This is a genomic window from Microbulbifer sp. GL-2 (assembly GCF_007183175.1).
Taxonomy (GTDB): domain Bacteria; phylum Pseudomonadota; class Gammaproteobacteria; order Pseudomonadales; family Cellvibrionaceae; genus Microbulbifer.
This window is the reverse complement of record NZ_AP019807.1, coordinates 2,095,402-2,118,158: the sequence shown is the minus strand read 5'-3', so window position 1 is coordinate 2,118,158 and position 22,757 is coordinate 2,095,402. Positions and strand designations below refer to the sequence as shown.

17 protein-coding genes are annotated in these 22,757 nt (G+C 49.8%); 7 read left to right on the top strand and 10 right to left on the bottom strand.

Going from position 1 to position 22,757, the window contains the following annotated elements; translation table 11 throughout:
• Window positions 1-24: 24 nt before the first annotated feature.
• Window positions 25-444, top strand: a complete 420-nt coding sequence (locus tag GL2_RS09240; RefSeq protein ID WP_143730379.1) for a DUF2147 domain-containing protein — start codon at window positions 25-27, stop codon at window positions 442-444.
• A gap of 82 nt (window positions 445-526) precedes the next feature.
• Here GL2_RS09240 and GL2_RS09235 read toward each other — a convergent pair whose 3' ends face one another.
• From GL2_RS09235 to parC, 3 genes are all read right to left on the bottom strand, one after another.
• Complete coding sequence (locus GL2_RS09235) at window positions 527-1,606, bottom strand: HlyD family secretion protein (protein ID WP_172621100.1); 1,080 nt, start codon at window positions 1,604-1,606, stop codon at window positions 527-529.
• A complete protein-coding gene (locus GL2_RS09230) occupies window positions 1,599-2,063 on the bottom strand; it encodes a MarR family winged helix-turn-helix transcriptional regulator (protein ID WP_143730377.1) in 465 nt (154 codons plus the stop codon). The genes GL2_RS09235 and GL2_RS09230 overlap by 8 nt, the downstream gene beginning before the upstream one ends.
• Before the next feature lie 134 nt (window positions 2,064-2,197).
• On the bottom strand, window positions 2,198-4,447 hold the full coding sequence (gene parC / locus GL2_RS09225; protein WP_143730376.1) for a DNA topoisomerase IV subunit A: 2,250 nt from the start codon (window positions 4,445-4,447) through the stop codon (window positions 2,198-2,200).
• Between the two features lie 256 nt (window positions 4,448-4,703).
• Here parC and GL2_RS09220 point away from each other — a divergent pair, with 256 nt between their 5' ends.
• Together GL2_RS09220 and fetB are read left to right on the top strand one after the other, a co-directional pair.
• Window positions 4,704-5,309 carry an ATP-binding cassette domain-containing protein gene (locus tag GL2_RS09220; RefSeq protein ID WP_143730375.1) on the top strand — a complete coding sequence of 202 codons (606 nt, stop codon included), beginning with the start codon at window positions 4,704-4,706 and terminating at the stop codon, window positions 5,307-5,309.
• Window positions 5,306-6,103 carry an iron export ABC transporter permease subunit FetB gene (fetB, locus tag GL2_RS09215; RefSeq protein WP_143730374.1) on the top strand — a complete coding sequence of 266 codons (798 nt, stop codon included), beginning with the start codon at window positions 5,306-5,308 and terminating at the stop codon, window positions 6,101-6,103. The genes GL2_RS09220 and fetB overlap by 4 nt, the downstream gene beginning before the upstream one ends.
• Before the next feature lie 76 nt (window positions 6,104-6,179).
• On the opposite strand, the gene GL2_RS09210 is transcribed toward fetB, so the two are convergent.
• The 5 genes from GL2_RS09210 to GL2_RS09190 all read right to left on the bottom strand — a co-directional run bounded on the left by GL2_RS09210 (window position 6,180) and on the right by GL2_RS09190 (window position 11,916).
• Window positions 6,180-6,527, bottom strand: a complete 348-nt coding sequence (locus GL2_RS09210) for a hypothetical protein (protein WP_143730373.1) — start codon at window positions 6,525-6,527, stop codon at window positions 6,180-6,182.
• Between the two features lie 262 nt (window positions 6,528-6,789).
• A complete protein-coding gene (locus GL2_RS09205) occupies window positions 6,790-9,831 on the bottom strand; it encodes a hypothetical protein (RefSeq protein ID WP_143730372.1) in 3,042 nt (1,013 codons plus the stop codon).
• 733 nt (window positions 9,832-10,564) lie between these two features.
• A complete protein-coding gene (locus GL2_RS09200) occupies window positions 10,565-10,873 on the bottom strand; it encodes a hypothetical protein (RefSeq protein WP_143730371.1) in 309 nt (102 codons plus the stop codon).
• A 187-nt stretch (window positions 10,874-11,060) separates the two neighbouring features.
• Complete coding sequence (locus GL2_RS09195) at window positions 11,061-11,384, bottom strand: GFA family protein (protein WP_197736541.1); 324 nt, start codon at window positions 11,382-11,384, stop codon at window positions 11,061-11,063.
• Between the two features lie 166 nt (window positions 11,385-11,550).
• Window positions 11,551-11,916: a hypothetical protein gene (locus GL2_RS09190; RefSeq protein WP_143730369.1), complete on the bottom strand. Its 366-nt coding sequence runs from the start codon at window positions 11,914-11,916 to the stop codon at window positions 11,551-11,553.
• Between the two features lie 232 nt (window positions 11,917-12,148).
• Here GL2_RS09190 and GL2_RS09185 point away from each other — a divergent pair, with 232 nt between their 5' ends.
• Window positions 12,149-12,688, top strand: coding sequence for a carboxymuconolactone decarboxylase family protein (locus GL2_RS09185; protein WP_143730368.1), 540 nt, complete (start codon window positions 12,149-12,151; stop codon window positions 12,686-12,688).
• Between the two features lie 14 nt (window positions 12,689-12,702).
• Here GL2_RS09185 and GL2_RS09180 read toward each other — a convergent pair whose 3' ends face one another.
• Window positions 12,703-14,274: a DUF748 domain-containing protein gene (locus GL2_RS09180; protein WP_172621099.1), complete on the bottom strand. Its 1,572-nt coding sequence runs from the start codon at window positions 14,272-14,274 to the stop codon at window positions 12,703-12,705.
• A gap of 68 nt (window positions 14,275-14,342) precedes the next feature.
• A complete protein-coding gene (locus GL2_RS09175; protein ID WP_143730366.1) occupies window positions 14,343-17,888 on the bottom strand; it encodes a hypothetical protein in 3,546 nt (1,181 codons plus the stop codon).
• Between the two features lie 261 nt (window positions 17,889-18,149).
• Between GL2_RS09175 and selD the strand changes: the two genes are divergently transcribed.
• The 3 genes from selD to cobB all read left to right on the top strand — a co-directional run bounded on the left by selD (window position 18,150) and on the right by cobB (window position 22,755).
• Window positions 18,150-20,435 carry a selenide, water dikinase SelD gene (gene selD, locus GL2_RS09170; RefSeq protein WP_143730365.1) on the top strand — a complete coding sequence of 762 codons (2,286 nt, stop codon included), beginning with the start codon at window positions 18,150-18,152 and terminating at the stop codon, window positions 20,433-20,435.
• A 128-nt stretch (window positions 20,436-20,563) separates the two neighbouring features.
• Window positions 20,564-21,871 (top strand): NAD(P)/FAD-dependent oxidoreductase, encoded by a 1,308-nt coding sequence (locus tag GL2_RS09165; protein ID WP_143730364.1) that lies wholly within the window; start codon window positions 20,564-20,566, stop codon window positions 21,869-21,871.
• Between the two features lie 179 nt (window positions 21,872-22,050).
• Window positions 22,051-22,755 carry a Sir2 family NAD+-dependent deacetylase gene (gene cobB, locus GL2_RS09160; RefSeq protein ID WP_143730363.1) on the top strand — a complete coding sequence of 235 codons (705 nt, stop codon included), beginning with the start codon at window positions 22,051-22,053 and terminating at the stop codon, window positions 22,753-22,755.
• Window positions 22,756-22,757: the final 2 nt, after the last annotated feature.

Below are 22,757 nucleotides of genomic sequence, written 5' to 3'. Positions count from 1 at the left end.
CACTTATAAGAGGAACACCTACAAATGATCAGAAAACTGCTCCTGGCCACCTTTGGCCTGATGTTCGCCCTGCAGGCCAGTGCCGCAGATGTTGTAGGCAAGTGGCGTACCATTGATGATGAGACAGGGCAGCCCAAGTCCATCGTCGAAATCTATGAAAAAGACGGTAAATATTTCGGCAAGATCGACCAGTTACTGATGAAACCCAACGACACTGTCTGCGAGAACTGCCCCGGCGACCTGAAAGGCAAGCCGCTCGTTGGTATGGATGTAATCACCGATATGGTGAAAAAAGGTGATAAGTACGAAGGCGGGGAAATTATGGACCCTGTCAAAGGCAAAGTTTACGACTGTAAGTTCTGGCTGGAAGGCGATAACACCTTAAAGGTACGTGGCTATCTCGGTTTCTTCTACCGCACCCAGACCTGGCAGAGAGTTCAGTAATACGATCAAGGCCCGTCTCGCGGGCCTAACTCCTCTTCCACTGCCTGCCGGGCAAACAGCTATTTCCCGCGACAATTCCGCTTTACAAAACCACCCTGCCACTCGCATCGGTAGAGGCTCGGGCCGATACCACCTTTGCATCCTCACTGGTATCGATACGTACCTTGGCACTCATACCTGCACGCAGCGGCGGCGCCTCTTTTAAAGGATAGAGGCGCAGGCGCACCGGTACCCGCTGAACCACTTTCTTCCAGTTGCCGCTGGCATTTTGGGGGGGGGTCGGGGCGAACTCGCTGCCGCTGACGGGGCTCATACTATCCACCTGAGCCTGCCACTCGAAGTCGGGATAGGCATCCAGGGTCACCTCCGCCTGCTGGCCAGTACGTACCTGAGCCAATTCAGTTTCCTTGAGGTTTGCCTCCACCCATAGGCCACTGGAACCGACCATATTGAGCAGGTTAATTCCGGCGGTAGCCATCTCTCCTACCTGGGGCACAGTATTGGCAATAGTGCCATCCACAGGAGCGATGATTCGGGTGCGCGACAACTGGTAACTGGCCTTGTCCAGCTGTGCCTGGGCCACCTTCAGGTCGGCCTGTTCCTCCAAGGCCACACTCGGATCGCCTCCCAGTTCCGCCCGTAGACTGGAAAGCTTCTCCGCATTGATAGTGATCTGTGCTCTGGCCCGCTCCAGTTGCTGGCGCGCGCTATCAAGCTCCGCTTCGGAGAACGCCACTTTGCCCAGCTTCTCATTGCGCTCCAGCTGACGACGGTAAAAATCCGCATCTTTGCGCGCCTGCTGCAGCGCTGCTTCGGCTTCGGCATACTCGGCACGGCGTGCCAACAGGTCGTTGCGCACCTGGGACAAGCGCGCTTCTGCTTCTGTCACAGCCAATTCAAAGGCGGTGCGGTCGATTTGTATTAACAGCTGGCCCTTACTCACCGCCTGGTTGGCGCTCACCAGTACCTTGGTAACCACACCGCTAACCTCTGGCGCCAGGGAGACTTTATCCGCCTTCACGTAAGCATTCTCTGTCTCGACAATGTCGCCACTGCCAAACAGGCTCCAGCCGGTCGCCAGTGTGGCAAATACCAGGACCAGGGTGAGGCCCAGGTTGCGCAGTGTGGCTCGGTCCAGCTTCAGGTGCAGCTTGTCAGTCACATTCAATCTCTTCGCGTGTCAGGTTCTTACGCAGCCGCTCCAATAGCATCTGCAGTTGTTTTATCTCCGCTGGGGAGAAGCCATCCAAAGCCTGGGAGCGAGTCTTCTGTTCCAGGCCTCCTAGCAGGGCAATAGCCGGTTCCGCCTGACCGGTAAGATAAACACGGAAGCAACGCCGGTCCTGCGGGTCGGGTCGCCGTTCCACCAACCCCTCCCGTTGCAGGTTGTCGAGCTGGCGCGCCAGGCTGATCGGCGCTATGTCCAGGCGTTCAGCCAGCTCAGCTTGCTTCTGTCCCTGCTGCCGTAACAGATGCCATAGCACCTGCCAACGGGAGCCGCTGAGCCCATGACCCCTGGCTCGGCGGTCAAAGTTACGCCGCAGTAAACGTGCCACACTGTGCAGCTCAAGGCTCATCCCGGCTGCAGTATCCATTCCCTGCGTATCTTTCCCTGGCATGTTCAGTCCTCATTTTGAGGGCGCTCATTATAAGTCTGCTTATTATTTCATCAATGAGTGGTTTATCAAAACCGAGGACACAATAAAAAAGGCGGTCGCTGTGACCGCCTTTACGCGCACCGAGGAACGGGAGCTTACTTTTCCAGTACCTCTACCCGATCGACCTTCTGGAACCCTCGCGGCAGCTTGTTGCCACGGCGCCCGCGTTCACCGCGATAGTGATCCATTTCTGAGATCTTGATCTTGGTATGGCGTTTACCGGCATAGACGACTAACTGGTCTCTCCCTGTCAGCACAGAGACGCCCACTAAGATTTCCTCGCGGCTTGCAGCGCGCGCCGAGGTAATGTTGATAATCTTGTTGCCTTTACCTTTCGACAGCTCTGGCAACTCGGTGACCGGGAACACCAGCATACGCCCTTCCGAAGTCACTGCCGCCAGCAGGGCATCCTCGGGGTTGTCCAGTAGGCAGGGTGGCAGTACCAGGGCACCTTTGGGCAGGGTCAGCATGGCCTTGCCGGATTTGTTACGCGACTGCAGGTCTGAGAGTTTGGCGATAAAACCGTAGCCGGCATCGGAGGCCAGCAGGATACGCTGCTCATCCGGGCCCATCAAAAGCCCCTCGAAAGTGGCACCGGAAGGCGGATTGATACGCCCACTGAGCGGTTCACCCTGGCCCCGCGCCGAGGGCAAAGTGTGGGGAGCAATAGCGTAGCTGCGCCCGGTACTATCGATTAACAGTGCGGGCTGATTGCTTTTACCACGCACGGCAAGGCCTAAACCGTCACCGGCTTTGTAGCTAAGTGCAGCCGCATCAATCTCATGGCCCTTGGCCGCACGAATCCAGCCTTTCTTGGAAACTACTACGGTAATCGGATCGGAGGACAGCAGCTCCGCCTCACTAAACGCCTTGGACTCTTCGCGCATAACGATGGGCGAGCGGCGCTCGTCGCCGAACTCCTTGGCCGCAGCCAACAGTTCTTTCTTGATCAGGGTCTTCAGGCGGCGCTCGCTGTCCAGGGTTTTGGTGAGCGTGTCCCGCTCTTTTTCTAGGTCTGCCTGCTCACCGCGTATCTTCATTTCCTCCAAGCGTGCCAACTGGCGCAGCTTGGTATCGAGGATATGGTCCGCTTGTATCTCGGTGAGTTCAAAGCGATCCATCAACGCCAGCTTGGGCTCATCACTGGTGCGGATAATCTCGATCACCTCATCGATATTGAGGAAGGCAATCAGCTGTCCCGCCAATACGTGCAGGCGCTTCTCCACTTTATCCAGACGGAACTGCAGGCGGCGGCGGGTAGTGGTAGCGCGGAAAGTCAGCCATTCGCGCAGAATCTTATCGAGGGACTTCACCTGCGGGCGTCCATCGATACCGATCATATTCATATTGACGCGGTAATTGCGCTCCAGGTCGGTAGTGGCGAACAGGTGGTTCATCACCGCCTCCACTTCCACCCGGTTGGATTTAGGCACTATCACCAGGCGCGTGGGATTCTCGTGATCCGACTCATCGCGCAGGTCGCTGATCATCGGCAGTTTCTTGGCCTGCATCTGCTGGGCAATCTGCTCCAGGATCTTGGCGCCACTCACCTGGTGGGGCAGCGCAGTGATGACAATATCGCCATCTTCCTTATTCCATAGGGCGCGCATCTTGATAGAGCCGCGGCCGGTGGTGTAGATCTTACGAATATCCTCCCGCGGCGTAATAATTTCCGCCTCAGTGGGCATATCCGGCGCGAGTATGTGTTCGCACAGATCTTCAATAGTGGACTTTGGATTTTCCAACAACGCTATTGTCGCGTTGACCACTTCGCGCAGGTTGTGTGGTGGAATATCCGTGGCCATACCCACGGCGATACCTGTAGTGCCATTCAACAGGATATTTGGCACCCGCGCCGGCAGCACACAGGGCTCATCCATGGTGCCATCGAAGTTCGCCTGCCAATCCACAGTGCCCTGGCCCAATTCCGACAGCAGCACTTCTGAATATTTTCCCATGCGTGACTCGGTGTAACGCATGGCGGCAAAAGACTTGGGATCATCCGGCGAGCCCCAGTTGCCCTGGCCGTCGATCAGTGGATAGCGGTAGCTGAACGGCTGTGCCATCAGCACCATTGCCTCGTATACGGCGCTGTCCCCATGGGGGTGATACTTACCGATCACATCGCCGACCGTACGCGCAGACTTCTTGTACTTCGCGCTATTCTTCAGACCCAGCTCGCTCATAGCGTACACAATACGCCGCTGTACCGGCTTCAGGCCGTCTCCGATATTCGGCAGGGCACGATCCAGGATCACATACATGGAGTAATCCAGGTACGCCTTCTCGGTATACTCCTTTAACGGCAGGCGCTCTGTGGCCTCATAGATAGAGGTGTCGGTCATACAGCACTCGTTATTCGATTCGGAAGGAGCGGATTATGGCGGACTGGGGCGGGAGGTTCAAAGGGAAGCGAAGAGTGCTAAAAGGATGTATGGCCAAACTGGAGCAGAATACGGGATTGGCTTCTAATCCTCAGCCAACCTAGCCACCACATACAAACCATGCGTCAATTTCACACAATAGATGTCTGTGCAATTTAGAATGCAGGTAGAAAACAAAAACCATTAACGGCAAAGTTGTTTGCAAGTAACCCTTGATATGCCTCAACTAAAATTAGAAACACTGAGTATCGGCTCTCTCGAAAGAATAGCACTGGATGTACCGCCGGGAGAAGTCATCTGCCTATCCGGCCCCTCCGGCTCCGGTAAAAGCCGCCTGCTCAGAGCTGTGGCTGATATAGAGCCCCATAGTGGCGAGATATCTCTTGGTGCCATAGAACAGAATAAAATACCTGGCCACCAGTGGCGTCGCCAAGTCATGCTGGTACCGGCACAGAGTGCCTGGTGGTATGAGACTGTCGGTGAACACTTTCATAAACCGATGGAAGAAGCCTTAAAGGTATTCGGATTTCCCGCAGAGGCCACAGGGTGGCAGGTGAGCCGGCTCTCTTCCGGGGAAAAGCAGCGCTTGGCGCTTATTCGTGCCCTCTCCTATGAACCCAGTGTGCTTTTACTGGATGAACCCACAGCCAACCTGGATACGGATACCACTAATAAAGTAGAAAAATGGCTGCTTATTAAAATTAAAAAACATCAATACCCGGTAATCTGGGTAGCCCATAGTAAAGAACAGATACAGCGAGTGGGCAGCAGGCATTTTGAGATTCAGGGCAGCCATCTTGTGGAGCGGGAGATATCACAATGAGTGTGATCGATCTTTCCTGGTGGCAGCTGTCATTGGCAGCAGCACTGGTAGTCGCCCTGGCAATTTGTACCCATATCGCACGATTACAGCTCGGCAAGCCACTGATTATCGCGGCAGTGCGCACTGCGGCTCAATTGGCACTTGTCGGAGTCATACTGGAAGCCCTGTTCGCTGTTGGCACCCTGTTATGGGTCAGCCTGCTTGGGCTGGCGATGTTACTGTTTGCCGGGCAACAAGTCGTCTCGCGGCAAAAATATCGCCTGCGAGGTGGCTGGAGTTTTACTATCGGCACTTTATCCATGCTGGTTTCCGCGTTTAGCATCACAATATTAAGCTTGTTGGTGCTGATTGGCCCCCAACCCTGGTATCAACCCCAATACTCTATTCCCCTGCTGGGAATGCTTCTGGGCAATACCATGACCGGAGTTGCCCTAGGCCTGGATCGACTAACAGAAAGCATGCGGCGTTCAAGAGATATTATTGAAAACCGCCTAATGCTGGGCGAAACCTGGCGGCAAGCCAGTATTGAATTTCGCCGGGATGCGATGCGTGCGGGATTAATGCCAACAATCAATTCGATGGCAGCAGCCGGTATTGTATTTCTGCCAGGTATGATGACCGGGCAGATACTTGCCGGTACAGCGCCTACCATCGCGGTGAAATATCAGATTTTGATTATGTTTACGATTGCAGCGGGTACAGGGTTTGGTACTTTTGTCGCTGTTTCTATATGTGCAAATCGTCTATTTGATGGTCGGGAGAGGTTATGTATAGATAGGCTCTCTGACAATTAAACATAACCTAAAAGCCCCGAAAGACGTATCTATCGGGCCCAATTTCAACGGATTAAACCTTAAAACTGCTCCTTAATCAGCCAATAAAATCATCAATGACTTCAAGGTTTTCATCAAACATAAGCGTATAAGAACACAACATATCCTTATCATGATCTTCATCAAGCGCGTAAACATAAATCATCACATAGATGTGAAAATCTGAAATCTGATCAAAGTAGAACAAATCTCCGATTTCAAAATTTTTTGAATATGAAATTCTTGCCAACTCTGTTTTAATTTCAGACACAGCATATTCATTAAATATCTCCCTATATTTATCAACATCATCCTTGTTAAGCCTTTTCGCAATATCCATAAGCGCATCATGCGCCTCTTGATACAAATCGGCTTCGTTTAGTAATTTCTCTTTAAAACTTATCATTGTTTCATGTGCGCCCCAACCTTAATCCACTCAAAAATGCCATCTTTCTGCTTATTACCATAGCCCCTTAGCACCAAATAAACCTTTGGAAAGCAATGCTCCTTGACTTAATGGAATCTGCTCAGCAAATACCCTGAGATTATAGGGTTTTGGTAATATACTGAATAGATTAAAAAGCAGCGGTTACGGCAATTGCCGTAGCCGCTTACTCATTACGCCTCAACTAATAATATATTTATATTAATTGGGGCTATTAACACTATCAAAGAGGACCGCCTGAACTTCCACCACTGCAGTTTGAATAGTTTCGAGATTTAGCACTATGTTCAAAGATTAATTCCACATCCCTAATCGCTTTAAGATCCACAACTTTTCCATAAACATCCTCCAACAAGAAAGATAAACGCCAACCTGTTGCAGCTATACTTTGTTCATTGAATAAGGTGGTTACACTACTAATGGAGCCAGAATTATTACCAAAAATATTTAATCCTGCTTTCATGGAAGCCTTTTGAATATTATTTCCTGCCACGAGTTGTGAATCTCCGACAACATCCCAGGACAACACACTATAAGAATTAAATTCCCCCTCAACTCCAATAGTCTCATCTTCATTCACGACTTCAGAGCCTGGCGTTGCTTGCCTAAATACACTTGCGCCACCATAGGTCAAATAAGCAACAGTTTCAGACTCTCCACTAATGTTGTATGAAACTGGGATGCTAAGTTCGACACTCTCAATCTTATCCCGGTAGTTTCCGCCGACTGCAATACACGCAGAGTCAGTTCCCCGGCCGGAAATAATCGGGCCATTGAACAGGTTAGCTGATAATGGCTCCTTGACAGTGCTAAATTCAATAGTCACATAGGTATCTTGGCCAAAAGTACGCGACAGAAGGCGCAGTGTCTCTTGGAAGGCTTCTAATGCGCTTATGCGGGGTCCGCTCCGCTGTTCAGGATCAGGATGCAAATAGGTTTGTTGAACCCCATTAACTCTATCCTTGTAACCAAAAACATCCTCCTTAATCGAAAAAGTATCTGTATACTTTTCTGGAGTAGCAATACCTGAGTTAAATTGTTTCATTTTGTTATGGAAACTCCATAACTCATCGGCACTTCGCAAACGAAGGATTTCGCCCCTACTAACGCCGCTTTCTCTTTCAAAAGATGCGTGCTGCCACTTATTTTCCAATGCATTGACAGCATGGAATAGCCACTTCTGCGCACGCTCTAAGTCATATTCAGTTTGCAATAAATTAGCAGTATCTCGATGACTGTTAATTGGATCAGCAAAATGACGCAGTGCCAGATCAGGATTTTCCATCGTTAACTGGGCAATAAAAATTTTAGCTTGATTCAAGAGAGGTGGTAATCGCTTGGCCTCTTGTACCAAAGTAGTCTCCGCCTGGGCAATATCAAAAGCAATAGCATTTGCTTCTAACCAAAGGCTTTGCAACCGATAAAGATTACCATCACTCAACATATTGCCAGTGCTATCAGACAGAATTGCTCTATGTTCAGCAGCCAAAATGGCATTCATCGCTTGCAGCTGCTCAAAATTACCAAGTTCATTGATGGTCTTTTTCACACCCATCACATGACTCGATAAGCTATCTATATCAATCCATCTACCATTATTGTAATCGTTCAAGGCACTAACCAGAGACTCAAACAGGGCTGCACGAGAATTGAATTCCTCCCGCTTATCTCGAATGCGATTTACCTGTTGTGATAGGGGGATTTGTTGAGAGCCGTAATCAATAATGAGTTTTGATAAAGCACCATTCTCCCCCTCAATTTGTGCAAACTGCTCAACTTCAGATTCTATGGTATCCAGGCGCCCTTCCAAGCGCTGTAAATTTCGCGCCAAAGAAGCTTGTATATTATTAATATTTCTCGACCAGTGAAAAAGCTCACTATTAATACGTGACTGGTAGTTAGCTACGGCACAACTTTCTACATAACAGCCTTCTGGAAAAAATACGCCCAATAGACTAGATAATCTGGTATTTATTCTTTGACGACGCCCAGCGAACTCTTCAGTTAAAGAATCGACGCTGTGAATATAGTCATCGAAATCAGCTTTCGCAGTATTAAGACTTTCCTGCGCCCTGGCAATAGGACCACTATCTTTACCTATTAAGTCACTTAGTGTATCAAAGGTATGAGATTTAGCATTGCTACCAAGTCCCTGAGGTACGGCTCCCCAAGAAAGCCCCAGGAAGTTACTGTCTCCTTCAAGCCAGGCTACAGAACTCTCCAACTCCACAATATGCGCATGCCATAAATTAACTGCTTGAGGTAGGCCTGTATCCAATGAAAATTGGGTAAAGTCAGCTTCTGGAAAGAGCGCGCGCAGCGTTTCCTCTCTGGATACCAAATCACTATGGAGGGTATTAACCTCCTCAATCATCTCTGCAGATAAAGTTGAATCATCCTGCCCAGACATTATTGCCAAGCGAACTTGCTCAGCCTTAACTGAAGCCAACTTCCCCATCAATTGATAGAGCATTGTGACATCTTTATAGCTACCAGGGAGTATTTCCTCTGGAGCAACAGCTCTCTGCTGCATTTCAGCCGGGTCAAAATATCGAGGGCTAGTTTGACCGCGTGAAGATGCCCACTTGCTCAAATAACCAGATGAAGAATCTAGCAGAAATTCATATTGTGCCAGTGCGCCCTTCAATAACTGGTATGCAGATTTAGTATGCTCAATCTCGACATCTACAGATTCATTCTGTAAGCGGCTATTAACAGCCCTGTCCAGAAACTCATTGGCCAGGATCATTTCTGCTACAGCACGATCATAATAAACATCCAAAATAGCATGCTGTAGGGATTCATTGTTAGGGTCGATAGCTAGCTGATCAAAAACAAACGCTTCAACTTGAGCTGCACGAGATCGTTCAGCAGCATCAAACAAATCAGAGAAGTTTCCTTGCAATTCACCGCTAAAATAGGGGTTAAACACACTCTCCGTATTTTCATTTAGTATATACATCAAATCCAGATAGCGAAAGGCGGCCTTATCTCGCGAGTAAACCCCATCATTTGGATTTTCATCATCTCCTGAAACAGTATCAGCTTCATTGTAGTAAAGCTGCTTGCGTATTATCTCCCTAACATCCTGTGCAATCACTTTTATTTGCACATCATTGGACACTGATAAATCTGAACCACTAGCAGAAATCAATTCTCCTGAGTGACTCGTTTTCGCCATTACATTGCCTGCAATGGGCAAGCTGGCCAGCGTTAGAAAACCTATTGCTGTCACCGGCTTTAATAACTGGATAGGTTTAATCATATCGTTTCCTTTTTAAATTATTAATTATTTACTTTTTCTACGCTTCAGCCCTACTGGATATCACTAAGCTATTCGATACAACAGCAAAACAGCCAGAAAAACACAGCGCGCTTTCTACCACGCAACAGGTTTATCATCAACAAAAAAATTAAACTTATAAACCATACAAAAATTAAGGAGATCACATGACAAAGAAAAGGGACACATAAGACGAATCACTATAAATCATCTATTAAAAATATGATGAAACCCGCACACTGAATACTTCACACCAACGCCAGGTTTTTCACTACTGATACAGCGCTTCTATTGAAGAAATATCGACTAGCGTGGAGTTCAATTTTCATATCGAACAGCAGTTTATTTCTATTAAATCAGGCCCCCAACTGCATGACTACTTTTGATCGTCCCATGTATATTACATAGGATTACAATAATAAATATATAGAGCTGAAAGAAACTTAATCACCCTCTACCAGAAAAGGGGAGATGGAAATCAAATAAAGAAATCAACAATAATTTAATTGGCAACAATAGATAACTTAAGAAGCAAATCAGTTCCGAATTCCTTCAAAAATGAAAACCATCGAAATAAACAGGAAAAGGCAGATACAGTAGCTAATATCGGGACGTCGAGGATACTAAGGACTATGAAGACTCAAAAGCAAAGATAAAAGAACTTAAGTTGGCGCCGACCTACAGCCAGCACCTCAAAGATTAAGAAAGTCTTATTCTAAGGACGACCTAATAATAATACCAAAACAGCAATAACTAGCCCGACCAATAAGACCCAAACTCCTCGCAACATCAGAGATCGGGCATATTCCGCCTCCTTATAGCGCAGCGCATAGGGAATCCCTGTGATTGGACCAAGAAAAATAGTTATTATCCCCCAGATCCAATGCTTATTGCCAAGTGCGGTGAGAGCTGCCATTAATCCCCCAAACCAACATAGGGTGACCCCAATCACACACACTACCAGGGCAATTATTGACCACCATTGGTTAGCCAGGAAGATTTCTACAATTTCAGTTTCTGTCATGGTGACCTACCGCTCCTTTTCTACCGCTCAGTCATTCAGCTACCCCGCCCCCTAAGTAATTCTCACAAATTACTCACGCGAACCAGGGAGAGTATCGCCCGGACGACGATACCTATGAGTGCCATATAGTAACCTTTAAGGAGGACAAATAGTCTCTTTTAAACGCAACAAGTTAGTAAGCAAATACTTACTCTCCGGAAAACTCCGTCACCAACTCCAGGCCCGTGATATTCCTGGTCTCGTTGGCAAAATCGTAGTACCCAGGTTTTTCATCGATAAAGATCTGGTGAGTCATCTTCACCTCCTGAGGAAGGTCAAAAATTCCCGCTGGAACCGAGTACTGTTGAGTTTCTTTCAAACGGTAAAAGAGGTGGGAACCACATTTGGAGCAAAAGCCACGTTCTGCCCAGTCTGAGGAGTCAAATACGGCAACATGTTCCTCTCCGAAGATCTCCACATTGGTTTGGCAATCCACCGCAAGCAAGGGACCACCGCTCCATTTTCTACACATTCCACAGTGGCAGACACCCAAATTTGATGATGGTAACGAGGCCTTGACAGTAACAGAACCACACAGACAACTTCCTTGTACTTGATTTATATCACTCATCTAACATCACTCTCTTAATGTAAAATTTACCTAAGTGCCCTTTATAAAATCTGCTATTACTACATCCTTAATCTTCATAGCTCTTACAACGCCGCTTGAACCAATTTACCCGCTTAATATGGTTCACTGGACAATTTCCACTACATTTATGCCCTAGATCATTTAAAGTGACTGCTTCCGGATAAGTACCTATAGTTTCACCAGATATTACATGACGATAACCGGGCTCATCTGCAGTCACCAGGAAGTGGTTCTCCTTATCCCCGATTAAAATTTTCTCTCTAGCCAGGGCATAAACTTCAAAATCCCACATGCCCCAAGAGCTCCACTTATTCATAATCAGACAGGTCGACATTGTTTTGAGAGGCTGCCTCTGCTCTTCAGCAAAGACCAATTCTGAAAATAGCAACGATAGAAATATAATTATTTTCATATTCACTCCGTGAAACCCATCATCCTATTTTATTGAAATCCAAAGCTATTAAGGCCAAAAGCCAATCAAAATTAACTGGATATGAATTTCCGCCTAACTATGAAGCAATTACGTATTTGCTTCAAGGCAACAATAGTCTAAGTGCATAAAGTGAAAGGTTTCTTTATGACTAGCTATTCACACCCTATCGTTCTTACTAATTCATGGTGATATCTTTATCAAGTAATACTTTATGAGTAATTTTTCCTTCTTACGATCCGAGGCCTCACCGCAAGAAATATTCTGCCATTTACACGGTTCTGGACCAAGCATCCTTAGGACATTTGAAGCAGCAATGAGAAGTCCTTCTGAATTGTCTCGCGGGGAGCGCGAGTTAATCGCAACATTCATTTCTGCTATGAATGGATGCCGATACTGCTATCTATCCCACGCAGAGGTGGCGCGTGCACATGGTGAAGCAGACGATTTGATAGAAGCGGCTCTCTCAGGCGTTATCAGCCAGTTCCCCGAAAAGTTGCAGGTTATTTTTAGCTTGGCAGAAAAAATAGCAATCAGCGCTCACTCAATCTCAAAGAAAGAGATCGAACTTACTATTGCAAAAGGATGGAAAGAGCAGACTGCATTGGATGTCATTTTTGTTGTATCTTGCTTTTCCTTGATTAACCGCCTGGTATCAGCTGCAGGAATAGAGCCCCTGCCCCTTCAGCGTAATATTGAAGTTGGAAATTATATTGCGAAAAATGGCTACTATCAGGAAAACCAGAAAGAATAATAGATTAAATTCTGTTAATTTGAAAAATCTACTCTTGGCTCTCCAAAATCCCGTCCATTGTAGTCTGGAGCGCAAGGAATCAACTCTGCTGCTGGAATACCTGCATCGATCAAATATCGTTCCACCTTTCGGCTGCGCTCTTGGGCGAGTCTTTCAAACTCCTCCCGTAAAAAGATAGGTGGATTACGATAGAAATCAGCAAGAAGACGGCGGCTTCCCCGTAAGCCTACTGTAGACTGTGGATACATCGCATTCCAGTCTCTGGCATTAGCTATACCGCAAACCCCGGGGCGAGTATCCGGGTGTTTGTGCAGCACAACAAGCATTTGCTGTAACTGGCCCATAGCCACACCGCTCAATTCTGTACTGCCGGGGGCAAACTCAATAGAGTCAAAATCTTTTGCCATAAACCTTCCCCAGGCCAACTTCGCCAGTAGATAAATACCGTAGGGTGTTAAGTAACTTAACAGCGCATCAAAAATTGCCTTTTGCAGCAATTCACTAAAGACAAATGCCAGGGAAAATTTTGGATCGTGAATATTGCCTGTAACCGGCATTCCAAACTTCACATTCCCCTGTCCATCTTTTAGTAGCCAGAGTGCTACATTTAAGGGAATAAGCTTTGATTTAACCGGTAACTGATCATCCTTACGAACACGCCGGACCTTAATTTTTTCTAACTTCACATCGGCAAAGGCATTCAGTTGATTTTCTTGTACATGGATGTTCACTACAGCATCCATTTGTCCCTGCAGGATTTTGTATCCGAGTAACTTGGCCATGTAGGGTGTTGCGGGAATCAGATTTACATTTTCAAGATAGCCAGTTAAATCGGCATTCCATATATTATCACCCAGATAATCAATGGTGCCCCCCAACTGAATATCACCAAAGCCTCCAGGCCTGCCATTAGCAACCAGCACGGCCGCAGGGTGCTCTCCCAAGTTACTAAAATGACTAAGGTTTAGATTGATATCACGTACAGGCAATCGAGCACGAAATTCATCCTGTCGATCAACCCAGGTAAATGTACCGTGCCGCAGGTAAATATCTCTAATATGGTAGGACAGAGGGAGGGGCTTTTTTCGTTCCAGATCAATCCTGTCTGCCCCCTTGATGCCTCTCAGTTGGGCTAATTCCTGTAATACTGGGAAGTGTCCATGATCATCGCGCACTAAAATAAACCTTGGCCGCAGGAAGTCGATAAAATCTATATTCAACAGTTTATAGCGCCGATCAAAGGTTAGCTCTTCGATATGTAACAGCCTGAAATCACCTACTGTACTGTGACGATCGTACTCTGGTGCATTACTATCTCGATCAAAAAAGTGAAAGTGAACTGCCTCTCCCCAAGCGAGGCGCCACTCTTGGTTATCTAGGGACACTTGTGACAAGGTAATACTTTCGCCGTTTACCAATAGCTCCCCCTGGGGGGATAGTAGATCAACCCTCTCTGCTTTCAATAATGAAAACAGCAGACCTTCCCCGCTGGTAAAATCTCCACTCAACTGCAAGTTACCAAGCTTAAAGCAGTGCGTCCCTTTATCAAAATAACCGCTGGGGATACAGCTGGAAATATTCTGCAACTGAAGCTGCTGTACCTGTACGGATCCCGAACTAAAACGCAACAGCTCTACTAGTAGATTTTCTGTCTTTAATAGCTGTTCTGGTAGTGATTGCCCCCCTCTCTAGCTCGCATCTGCAAGCTTGCAGAACTTATATCAAAGACTTCAAAAATTCGCCCAGAGCCGGTATTCCGGCTTCTAACTTTGCCGAGTTTAAGTTGCTCCAGTTGATAACAGGGCGCAATTGAACTGTCCTTTAAAAGCCCCGTTGGCAAACACCCACTTATCTTGCCAACCTGTATCAGCGATGTACCCTCAAGGGAAATATTATCTAACCGGAAGCTGGGCATCCGGATAGGATCCGCATTTTTCCTAACCAAAGATACCCCAGTCAACTCCATGGAACCTTCAAGGGCAAAGGGGCTGCTCAAAGATATTTTCTGTACACCAGGCATTAATAATTCATCGAGCCCATAACAACGCTTTGCATCCCCTGGCCTGGCCATTTCTAATAACTGTACGCTAACAGCCCTTCCAGAATCAGGTAGGCAAACCCTGGTATTGTCCAGCCGAAAATCCTGAACTGATAACTCCCCACCACCATCCCAGGTCAAGCGCTGCCAAGCCATTTGTTGCAGGCCGGCTTGCAAATAATCATTTCCCTTCTGCCAGAAGGCGATGGGTGCGGTTCGAACCGGTCCTAGACTCAGGCGAGCCACATTTTCATTGAGGCCAACCTGTACAGTGCCACCAATAAAATCCACCTGTGGTGTCTCAATACAATCGGCCAAAGGAATTTGGCCGGTTTCACTGGGCAACAGCCGCTGCAAACCACAAATAAGGATGTTGTCGATAACCAAATGATGCAGATTGAGGGTATCAGGAGAGAAAGTGATTTCATCTATAGAGAGTTTCGCAAATTGCCATAATGGCTCATGTGATTTTGCAGTTGAAAATTCCGTTTCTCCAATAGATATGCCGTTGCTACCAGTAGAGTGTAAATCCAGACTGGTCATGCAATGGGGCAAGGCTTCCGTGAAGTTCATATGTTCAGGCAGGCATGCGTAGATTGAATCCGCGGACAGATCTTGCATTTTTAATGAAGAGGCTTCGGCATTATTGTGCGACCAGACAAATTCCAGCTCTGGTATGACCAGGTTCTGGACATCCAGTATTGGGATATCGCCGCTATCCAACAGTCGCACCTGTTCAATAATAGTGGCATCCAGGTTTGCCGATACCTGCTCATCGCTCACCTCCAAGTTAAAGTACCCTCCGAGTTGCACTGCTTGTAGGTCCACACAATGAAATCCTATACGGGAACTATTTACCTCCCCGGGCGGGCAGGCATATAGCAGGTCGACAGTGCCATCTGGTAGGGCAACGTAGGTGCTGAATGAGGCTGCAGGAATATGGCGTATCCTAGCCAGAGGTAAGTCGAGATTGAGTAGGTCGAGCAGCGATCGATCTGTTTTGGTTCTTGCCGAAGCGCGGCCAATAGAAAGCTCTGCAGTGGCAAAGTCCACTCCCCCCTGCCAAGCCAGTACAAGGGGGCTACCCTGCTGCAGGTCACGTAGGTCAAAACAGTCAGGCATTTCCTGCGGTGCAGAGGCGGAGTGATAAATTAATTTCGCCCAGTTGGGTGGCAAGCAACCATCCAAACGCACCAGGGAACTGTTCTGCAATTTGAAATTTGGGGCATTGATGGTGGCCAGTGCCAGACCTTGCAACCCCTCGGCAGAATTGGGCTCTTGCAGGCGCCCCTTCTCTTTACCGTAATCCCCCTCTCCTACAGTGCTGTCTGTTGATGGGAGAGCATTGGCCCAGGGGTCCTCAACAGGTTTACGCCTAAAATATCCCTCACCGGTATGAAGTTTCTGTAACAGGATCCCTTTATTGCCGCCACTCGTTTCTCCCAGTTTCAGACGCTGCACCCCCAGCTTTCCAAAAATGGCATAGCCATCCTCCCCACCCTGCCAGGCAAAATTGCCGCGCCCATCCAGATTATTCAGCTGCGCACAGAGAGGCCCCAAATCAGCCGGAAGCAGTCCCCGTGACAGGCAGCCGGAAAGGGATTCCAGGGAAAAGTCCTGGATGGAAAGTGGCGTTTTTACCGCCAGGGTATCAATTCCACTCCATTTTAATTTTCGTAGCTGCAGCTGCTCCTCGCCAAGCCCTGCCAGTTTCAACTGGGCGAGGGATAATGGCCCGCTGGCAAACCCCCAGGGTATTTTCAGCGGCTTGGAACCAAAGCGCAGGGCAGCTTTTTCTTCAGCACGCAAACCAGCCAAGCGCACACAGTGGTCCGGTTTTTTCCACATATCACCGGGAACGCAACCGCTGGCAGTTCCCATTGCCAGGCTGTCCACCGACAGTATGCGGCTTACAATGTCAAATTCGAGAGACCCCAAAGCAGCTTGCTGGGCGGTGAGAGGTTGTCGATGCGGCTGGGCGACATCCAGGTATCGTACCTGCTGCGCGACACTGGGCCCGGTAGTAATTTTAAGGCGTCGACTCCAGTCAAAAGTGGTTGGCTCGGGCAGCTGTAAAGTGGTAGCGCGGACACAAAAATGATGATTTTTATCTCGTAAATCCCTCGGGCACCAATCAAACGCAGTGGCCTGCCCCCGGAGCCAATTCAGTCGTTTGATTGGGCGGACAAATTCAAAGTCACGAATGGTTATGGTTCCGGCGCGCCAATCCTGCCAGCGCTGATTACTACGCCTGAGTAAAACCCCCTCTCCACTCGCGTAGCGCCATTGTGCCAATCCATCGCGACCAAACCCAAACTTAAGGTCACCCTTTACATTGAGACTACGCGCTGCGGCACAGTGCCCAATCAGGCGTTGCAACCCGTGAATTGCATCGGCCCATCTCTGTGGTGGACAGCCAGAAAAGAGTTCCGCCTGAAAGGATTCTGCTCCGGTGCGCAAACTTGGCCAGCGAAAATCCCCCCCCTTCAAGTGCAGATTTGCCAGGGTAGTATTGTATTGGACTGAATCTTTTTCCCTGGCCAATAATTCCCGAAGCTGAATATCCGCAGAGGCAATATTCACCTTGAGCGGTACATCTCCCTTGCGCCATAAACCTAAAAGGAAATCCTGCACCTTGGCATCGCCAACATAAACACAGGTTGCAGTCGGCCAGATCGGACGATGGCGGTAACACAACTCGCTGTCACGTACTCTTGCCCAACCTATCCCCAGATTAAAGTCCCGATCCTGGCGCTTCCCCTGTCCCAGATCCCAACCTCCCACTTCCCATTCCCGATGTTTTTCACCGGGTATAGATTGCAAATCCATATATGCGCCACTTACCGAAGCACGAGGTAGCTGGGCGCGCCCGCGTAACAATTGCCACCAGCTGTAATCCAGCATCACCTCGCGGGCGGAAAATCCCCGTCCCTCGCGATTAAATGCGTGTACCCCCACAATCACCACAGACAGATCCAGAAGAGAGACACGAAAATAATCGGCATGGAAATCCAGGCCCCGCTGCGCCAACCAGACATCGGTTTTATCGCGCACATAGCCTGAAGCAAAAATGGAGAAGCCTTCCAAGAGCAATAGCCCACCAACCAGCCACCAAAGCAGATGGCGAAAATGAACACTATGACGAGTGAGCTCTGATGGCATCGGAAAAATGGCGCCGCAAAATTAATTAAGCGCAAGCTGTAACGACAGCCAAGCCCATAAAGTAAAGACCAGCACCTGTATCTTTTTTTACCCTGGCGCCACGATTCACGATAATGGAAGCTGGCGTCGTGCTATGAGTCTCACTTCAACTCATGCTGTCTACTATTTATCCAGAAGTGAATTTGCGCGGCGGGAGTTTTTGGCTGGCGGTAAAGGTTCTTTATCGCTGCGACCATTCCATCAAATGAGCAATGAGTGAAAATGCAGGAGCACCCTAATTACCAGGATATCGTTCTGGTCGGCGGCGGACATACCCACGCCATAGTGCTGCAGATGTGGGCTATGAATCCATTACCTGGCGCACGCCTGACCCTGGTTTCCCCACAAGTGCAAACCGCCTACTCAGGCATGTTGCCGGGCATGGTGGCAGGCCACTACTCATTGGATGATACCCATATAGATTTAACCCGGCTATGTCGTGCAGCCGGTGCGCGCTTCATACAAGCCTGCGCCCATAACATTGATCTCGAAGAGCGCAAAATCTCCCTTTTGGGGCGCCCGCCACTGGAGTACGACCTGTTGTCACTGGATGTAGGCGCAACCCCGGCACGGGAACTGCCGGGGTCGGAGCTGGCTGTCCCGATCAAGCCCATTGGGCACTTTTACCGCTTCTGGCAAAAGTTGCAAAAACATGTACAGAAAACCCGTGCGCCCCTCAAGCTGGGTATTGTCGGTGGCGGTGCCGGGGGCTGTGAATTGGCCATGGCTATGGCTCACGCAATGGAGGAGCAGATATACTCCGGGCGGGTTCAGGTACACCTGATTCACGCCGCCGCGCAAATCCCCCAGGGCTACCCTTTACTCGCGCGCAAACTGATGGAACGTGAACTCGATCAACTCGGGGTACAACTGCATCGCAACTGGCCGGTTGCAGAAATTACCGAGCAGGGGGTGCGCAATGACTGCGGCAATCTGCTGGAACTCGACCAGGTGCTCCTGTCCACCAATGCCTGCGCGCCACCCTGGCTGGCTAATTCAGGCTTGGCACTGGATGAAAAGGGATTTGTACTGGTGGATCGCAAACTGCGCGCCCAGGGGCGGCAGGAAATCTTTGCCTGTGGCGATGTAGCCAGCTTCTCCTCGGAGCCCCTGCCCAAAGCCGGCGTCTACGCAGTACGCCAGGGGCCAATTCTCTTTCACAATCTGCGCTCCTCTCTTATCGGGCGCCCACTGAAAGCCTTCCGTCCTCAAAAAAGCTTTCTCAGCCTGCTGTCCTGCGGTGGCAAGCGTGCAATCGCGGTGCGCAACGGGATGGCCGCTGCCGGCGGTCTGCTATGGCGTTGGAAGGATCATATCGACCGCACTTTCATGCAGCGTTTTAGTGACCTGCCCATCGCCATGGAGGAAATGTCCGGGACCCAATCCCAGGAGATATTAACTCAGCGCGATGGAATCTCCTTAGCTGTCATGCGCTGCAATGGTTGCGGAGCGAAGGTTGGAGCAGAAGTCTTAAGACGCGCGCTGCAGAATCTACCAACCCAACAGTCTGAATATCTATTGCGCGGCGTAGGCGACGATGCTGCGGTGATAGACCTGCCCGCCGACCAATTGCTGGTACAGAGTTCCGACCAACTGCGTTCGCTGGTGGCCGATCCCTGGCTATTCGGACGAATTGCCACCCTACATGCACTCTCAGACCTGTTTGCTATGCATGCCCGCCCAGTGAGTGCACAGGTGCTGGCAACCCTGCCCACCGCTGCTGCGGAAATTACCCAGCGTGATTTACAACAATTACTGGCCGGTGCCATTTACGAGCTCAACCGCCACAATTGTGCCCTCTCCGGGGGACATACCGCCGAGGGTGTGGAGATGCAGCTGGGTCTCACCGTGAATGGTCTGGCCGAACGCGACCAGTTATTGGAGAAAATTGGCGCCCGCGAAGGGGATTGCCTGATCCTGAGCAAGCCCCTGGGTGTGGGTACCATTCTCGCTGCCGAGGGCATGGGCGAAGCTGAAGGACGCTGGGTGCAGAAAGCACTGGAGTGCATGTTGCTCAGCAATGCAAATGCTGCGGAGATGTTCGCACAGCATGGCGCACACGCCCTCACCGATGTCACCGGTTTCGGCCTGCTCGGCCATCTGCTGGAAATGCTCGACGCCGACAATCTCGGGGCCACCCTGATCGCTGAACAGCTCCCATTGATTTCAGGCGCGGCAAAGTGCATCGAGCGCGGCTGGCTCTCCAGCCTGCAACCACAAAATGCCCGCGCTTACACCGCAGTAGAAAACCCCCAGGAATGGCAGTCCCTGCCACATTGGGCGTTACTTGCAGATCCACAGACCAGCGGTGGCCTACTCGCTGCTGTACCGCAGGCACATGCTGAAACCTGCGTGCGTGACCTGCTGCAAAGTGGCTGTGGGCAGGCTGCGATCATCGGGGTCATCACTCACACCAATAATGTACAGTCCAGTGTGCATCTATGCCGAAATGGGAACTGGCGCCAGCTGATAACCCGCGACAATGAGGCGGTGCAAAGCCAAGTTTGAGTTGCCAGCAGTACTGATTGCAGGGATACTGATGCCAGAACAAATGCCGGCAACCAAGTATTCCGGCGAATAGGTCTTCACAGATTGGGGAGTCGGCTTTTTAGCAATCGACAGGAAGACCACTCACCATGCAGAAAATTGTGATTATTGGCGGTGGCGCCAGCGGCCTGCACTTGGCCACGCGTCTCGGGCACTATTTCAACTTCTCTCAGGGGCTGCGACGGCGGCGTAAATCTCCCTCAGTACAAGTCACACTGGTCGATAAAAATCGTACCCATATCTGGAAGCCCCTCCTCCACCAGGTCGCAGCCGGCGCACTCGACGCCAATATGGACGCCCTCAATTATCAAGTTCACGCTCGCGCCAACGGCTACGAGTTCCAATTGGGTGCACTGCAATCCCTCGATAGAAAACAGCGGCTACTGAAGCTAGGCGCAGTGCTGGACGATGACGGTTGCGAGCTGGTGCCCGCACGGGAGTTGGAATACGACTATTTGGTGTTGTGCATTGGCAGCCAGAGCAACGATTTCAGTACACCCGGTGTACGCCAACACTGTGTCTTTCTCGATAGCAGTGAACAGGCACAGAAATTCCACCAGCAGCTGCTCAACCATTTCCTACGCCTGGAAACCTGCGTCGAGGAAAAACTACAGATTGCCATCGTCGGCGGTGGTGCCACTGGAGTTGAGTTGTCCGCTGAATTAGTAGATGCTGCTAAATTAATGGGGAATTACGGCCGCATCCACTCCGATGCAATAGAGATAACAGTCATCGAAGCCGGTCCTCACCTGCTGCCGGCACTGCCCGCAAGGCTCGGCAACAATGCCGAAAAAGAGTTGGGGAAAATGGGGGTGCGCGTACTAACCAGTTGCAATATTGCCGGTGCCAGTGCCTCTGGCCTGACTACCGGTGATGGCGAGGAAATTCCCGCGAGCATCCGCGTCTGGGCCGCAGGGGTAAAAGCCCCGGAGTTCCTTAGCCACTTGGATGGCCTAGCCACTAATCGCCTTAACCAGTTAGAGGTGACAACCACCCTGCAGACCCAAAGCGATCCACATATTTTTGCCATGGGTGACTGCGCCAGTTGCATTGACGGAGACGAGCAACGAGTGCCACCACGGGCCCAGGCAGCACAACAAATGGCCACCCTGACGGCAAACAATCTGATCGCGCTGTTCGAGGATAAACCTCTGAAACATTTCTATTATCGCGATCGCGGTTCACTGGTATCCCTGAGTAAATATACTGCGGTAGGCAACTTGATGGGCGCCTTGGTCAAAGGCAGCCTCACGGTGGAGGGACGTATCGCAGGCTTTGCCTATCGCTCCCTCTACCGCATGCACCTGGCAGCAATTCATGGCTGGCCCAAGGCCATGTTGCTCTACTTGGTCGGGCAGGCCAATCGCGCCGTCAGCCCACGGCTAAAACTGCATTAACTGAGCAGCACTAATTGGACTATTCCATAGGGTTGAGTATTTGCTGAGGCACAGGGAAGTGCCTCTGGAAAATTAACAACAGGCCTTCCCTCCGTAAACTGATACCCTAAAAATCCTCCACGACAAATTATGCTATCTACTTAAATGCCTATCCCAGGTGCGGGCTAAAACGGACATATATGCAATATCACAATATCGTGGTCCTCACCGGTGCCGGTATCTCGGCAGAATCCGGAATTCGCACTTTTCGTGGAGCCGAGGGCCTTTGGGAAAACCATCGCATTGAGGATGTCGCCACGCCGGAAGCCTTCGCGCGCAATCCTCGCTTGGTACAGCGTTTTTACAACGAGAGACGCCGGCATTTACTTTCAGGAGCGGTCACTCCCAACAGCGCCCATCGCGCTCTGGCAAGTCTGGAGAGGGAATTCTCCGGGAACTTTTTATTGGTGACACAAAATATTGATGACCTGCACGAGCGGGCTGGCAGCAGCAACCTGATTCATATACACGGGGAGTTACTGAAAGCGCGCTGCAGTACCAGTGGTCAACAGTTCCCTATTCACTCCGATCTGGAAATAAGTGACAGCTGCCCCTGCTGCGGCCTGAACGGTACTCTGCGCCCTCACGTAGTCTGGTTTGGAGAAATGCCTTTGCATATGGATATCATTTACGAAGCCCTGAGCCAGTGCGACCTATTTATCAGCATCGGCACTTCCGGCAACGTCTACCCCGCAGCGGGCTTTGTGGAGTGCGCCAACCTGGCGGGCGCCCATAGTGTGGAACTCAACCTGGAGCGCAGTAATATTGGCGATGCTTTCGCCGAGCATCGCTATGGACCCGCCTCAGAAGTGGTCAATCACTTTGTCTGTGAGCTACTGGAATAGAG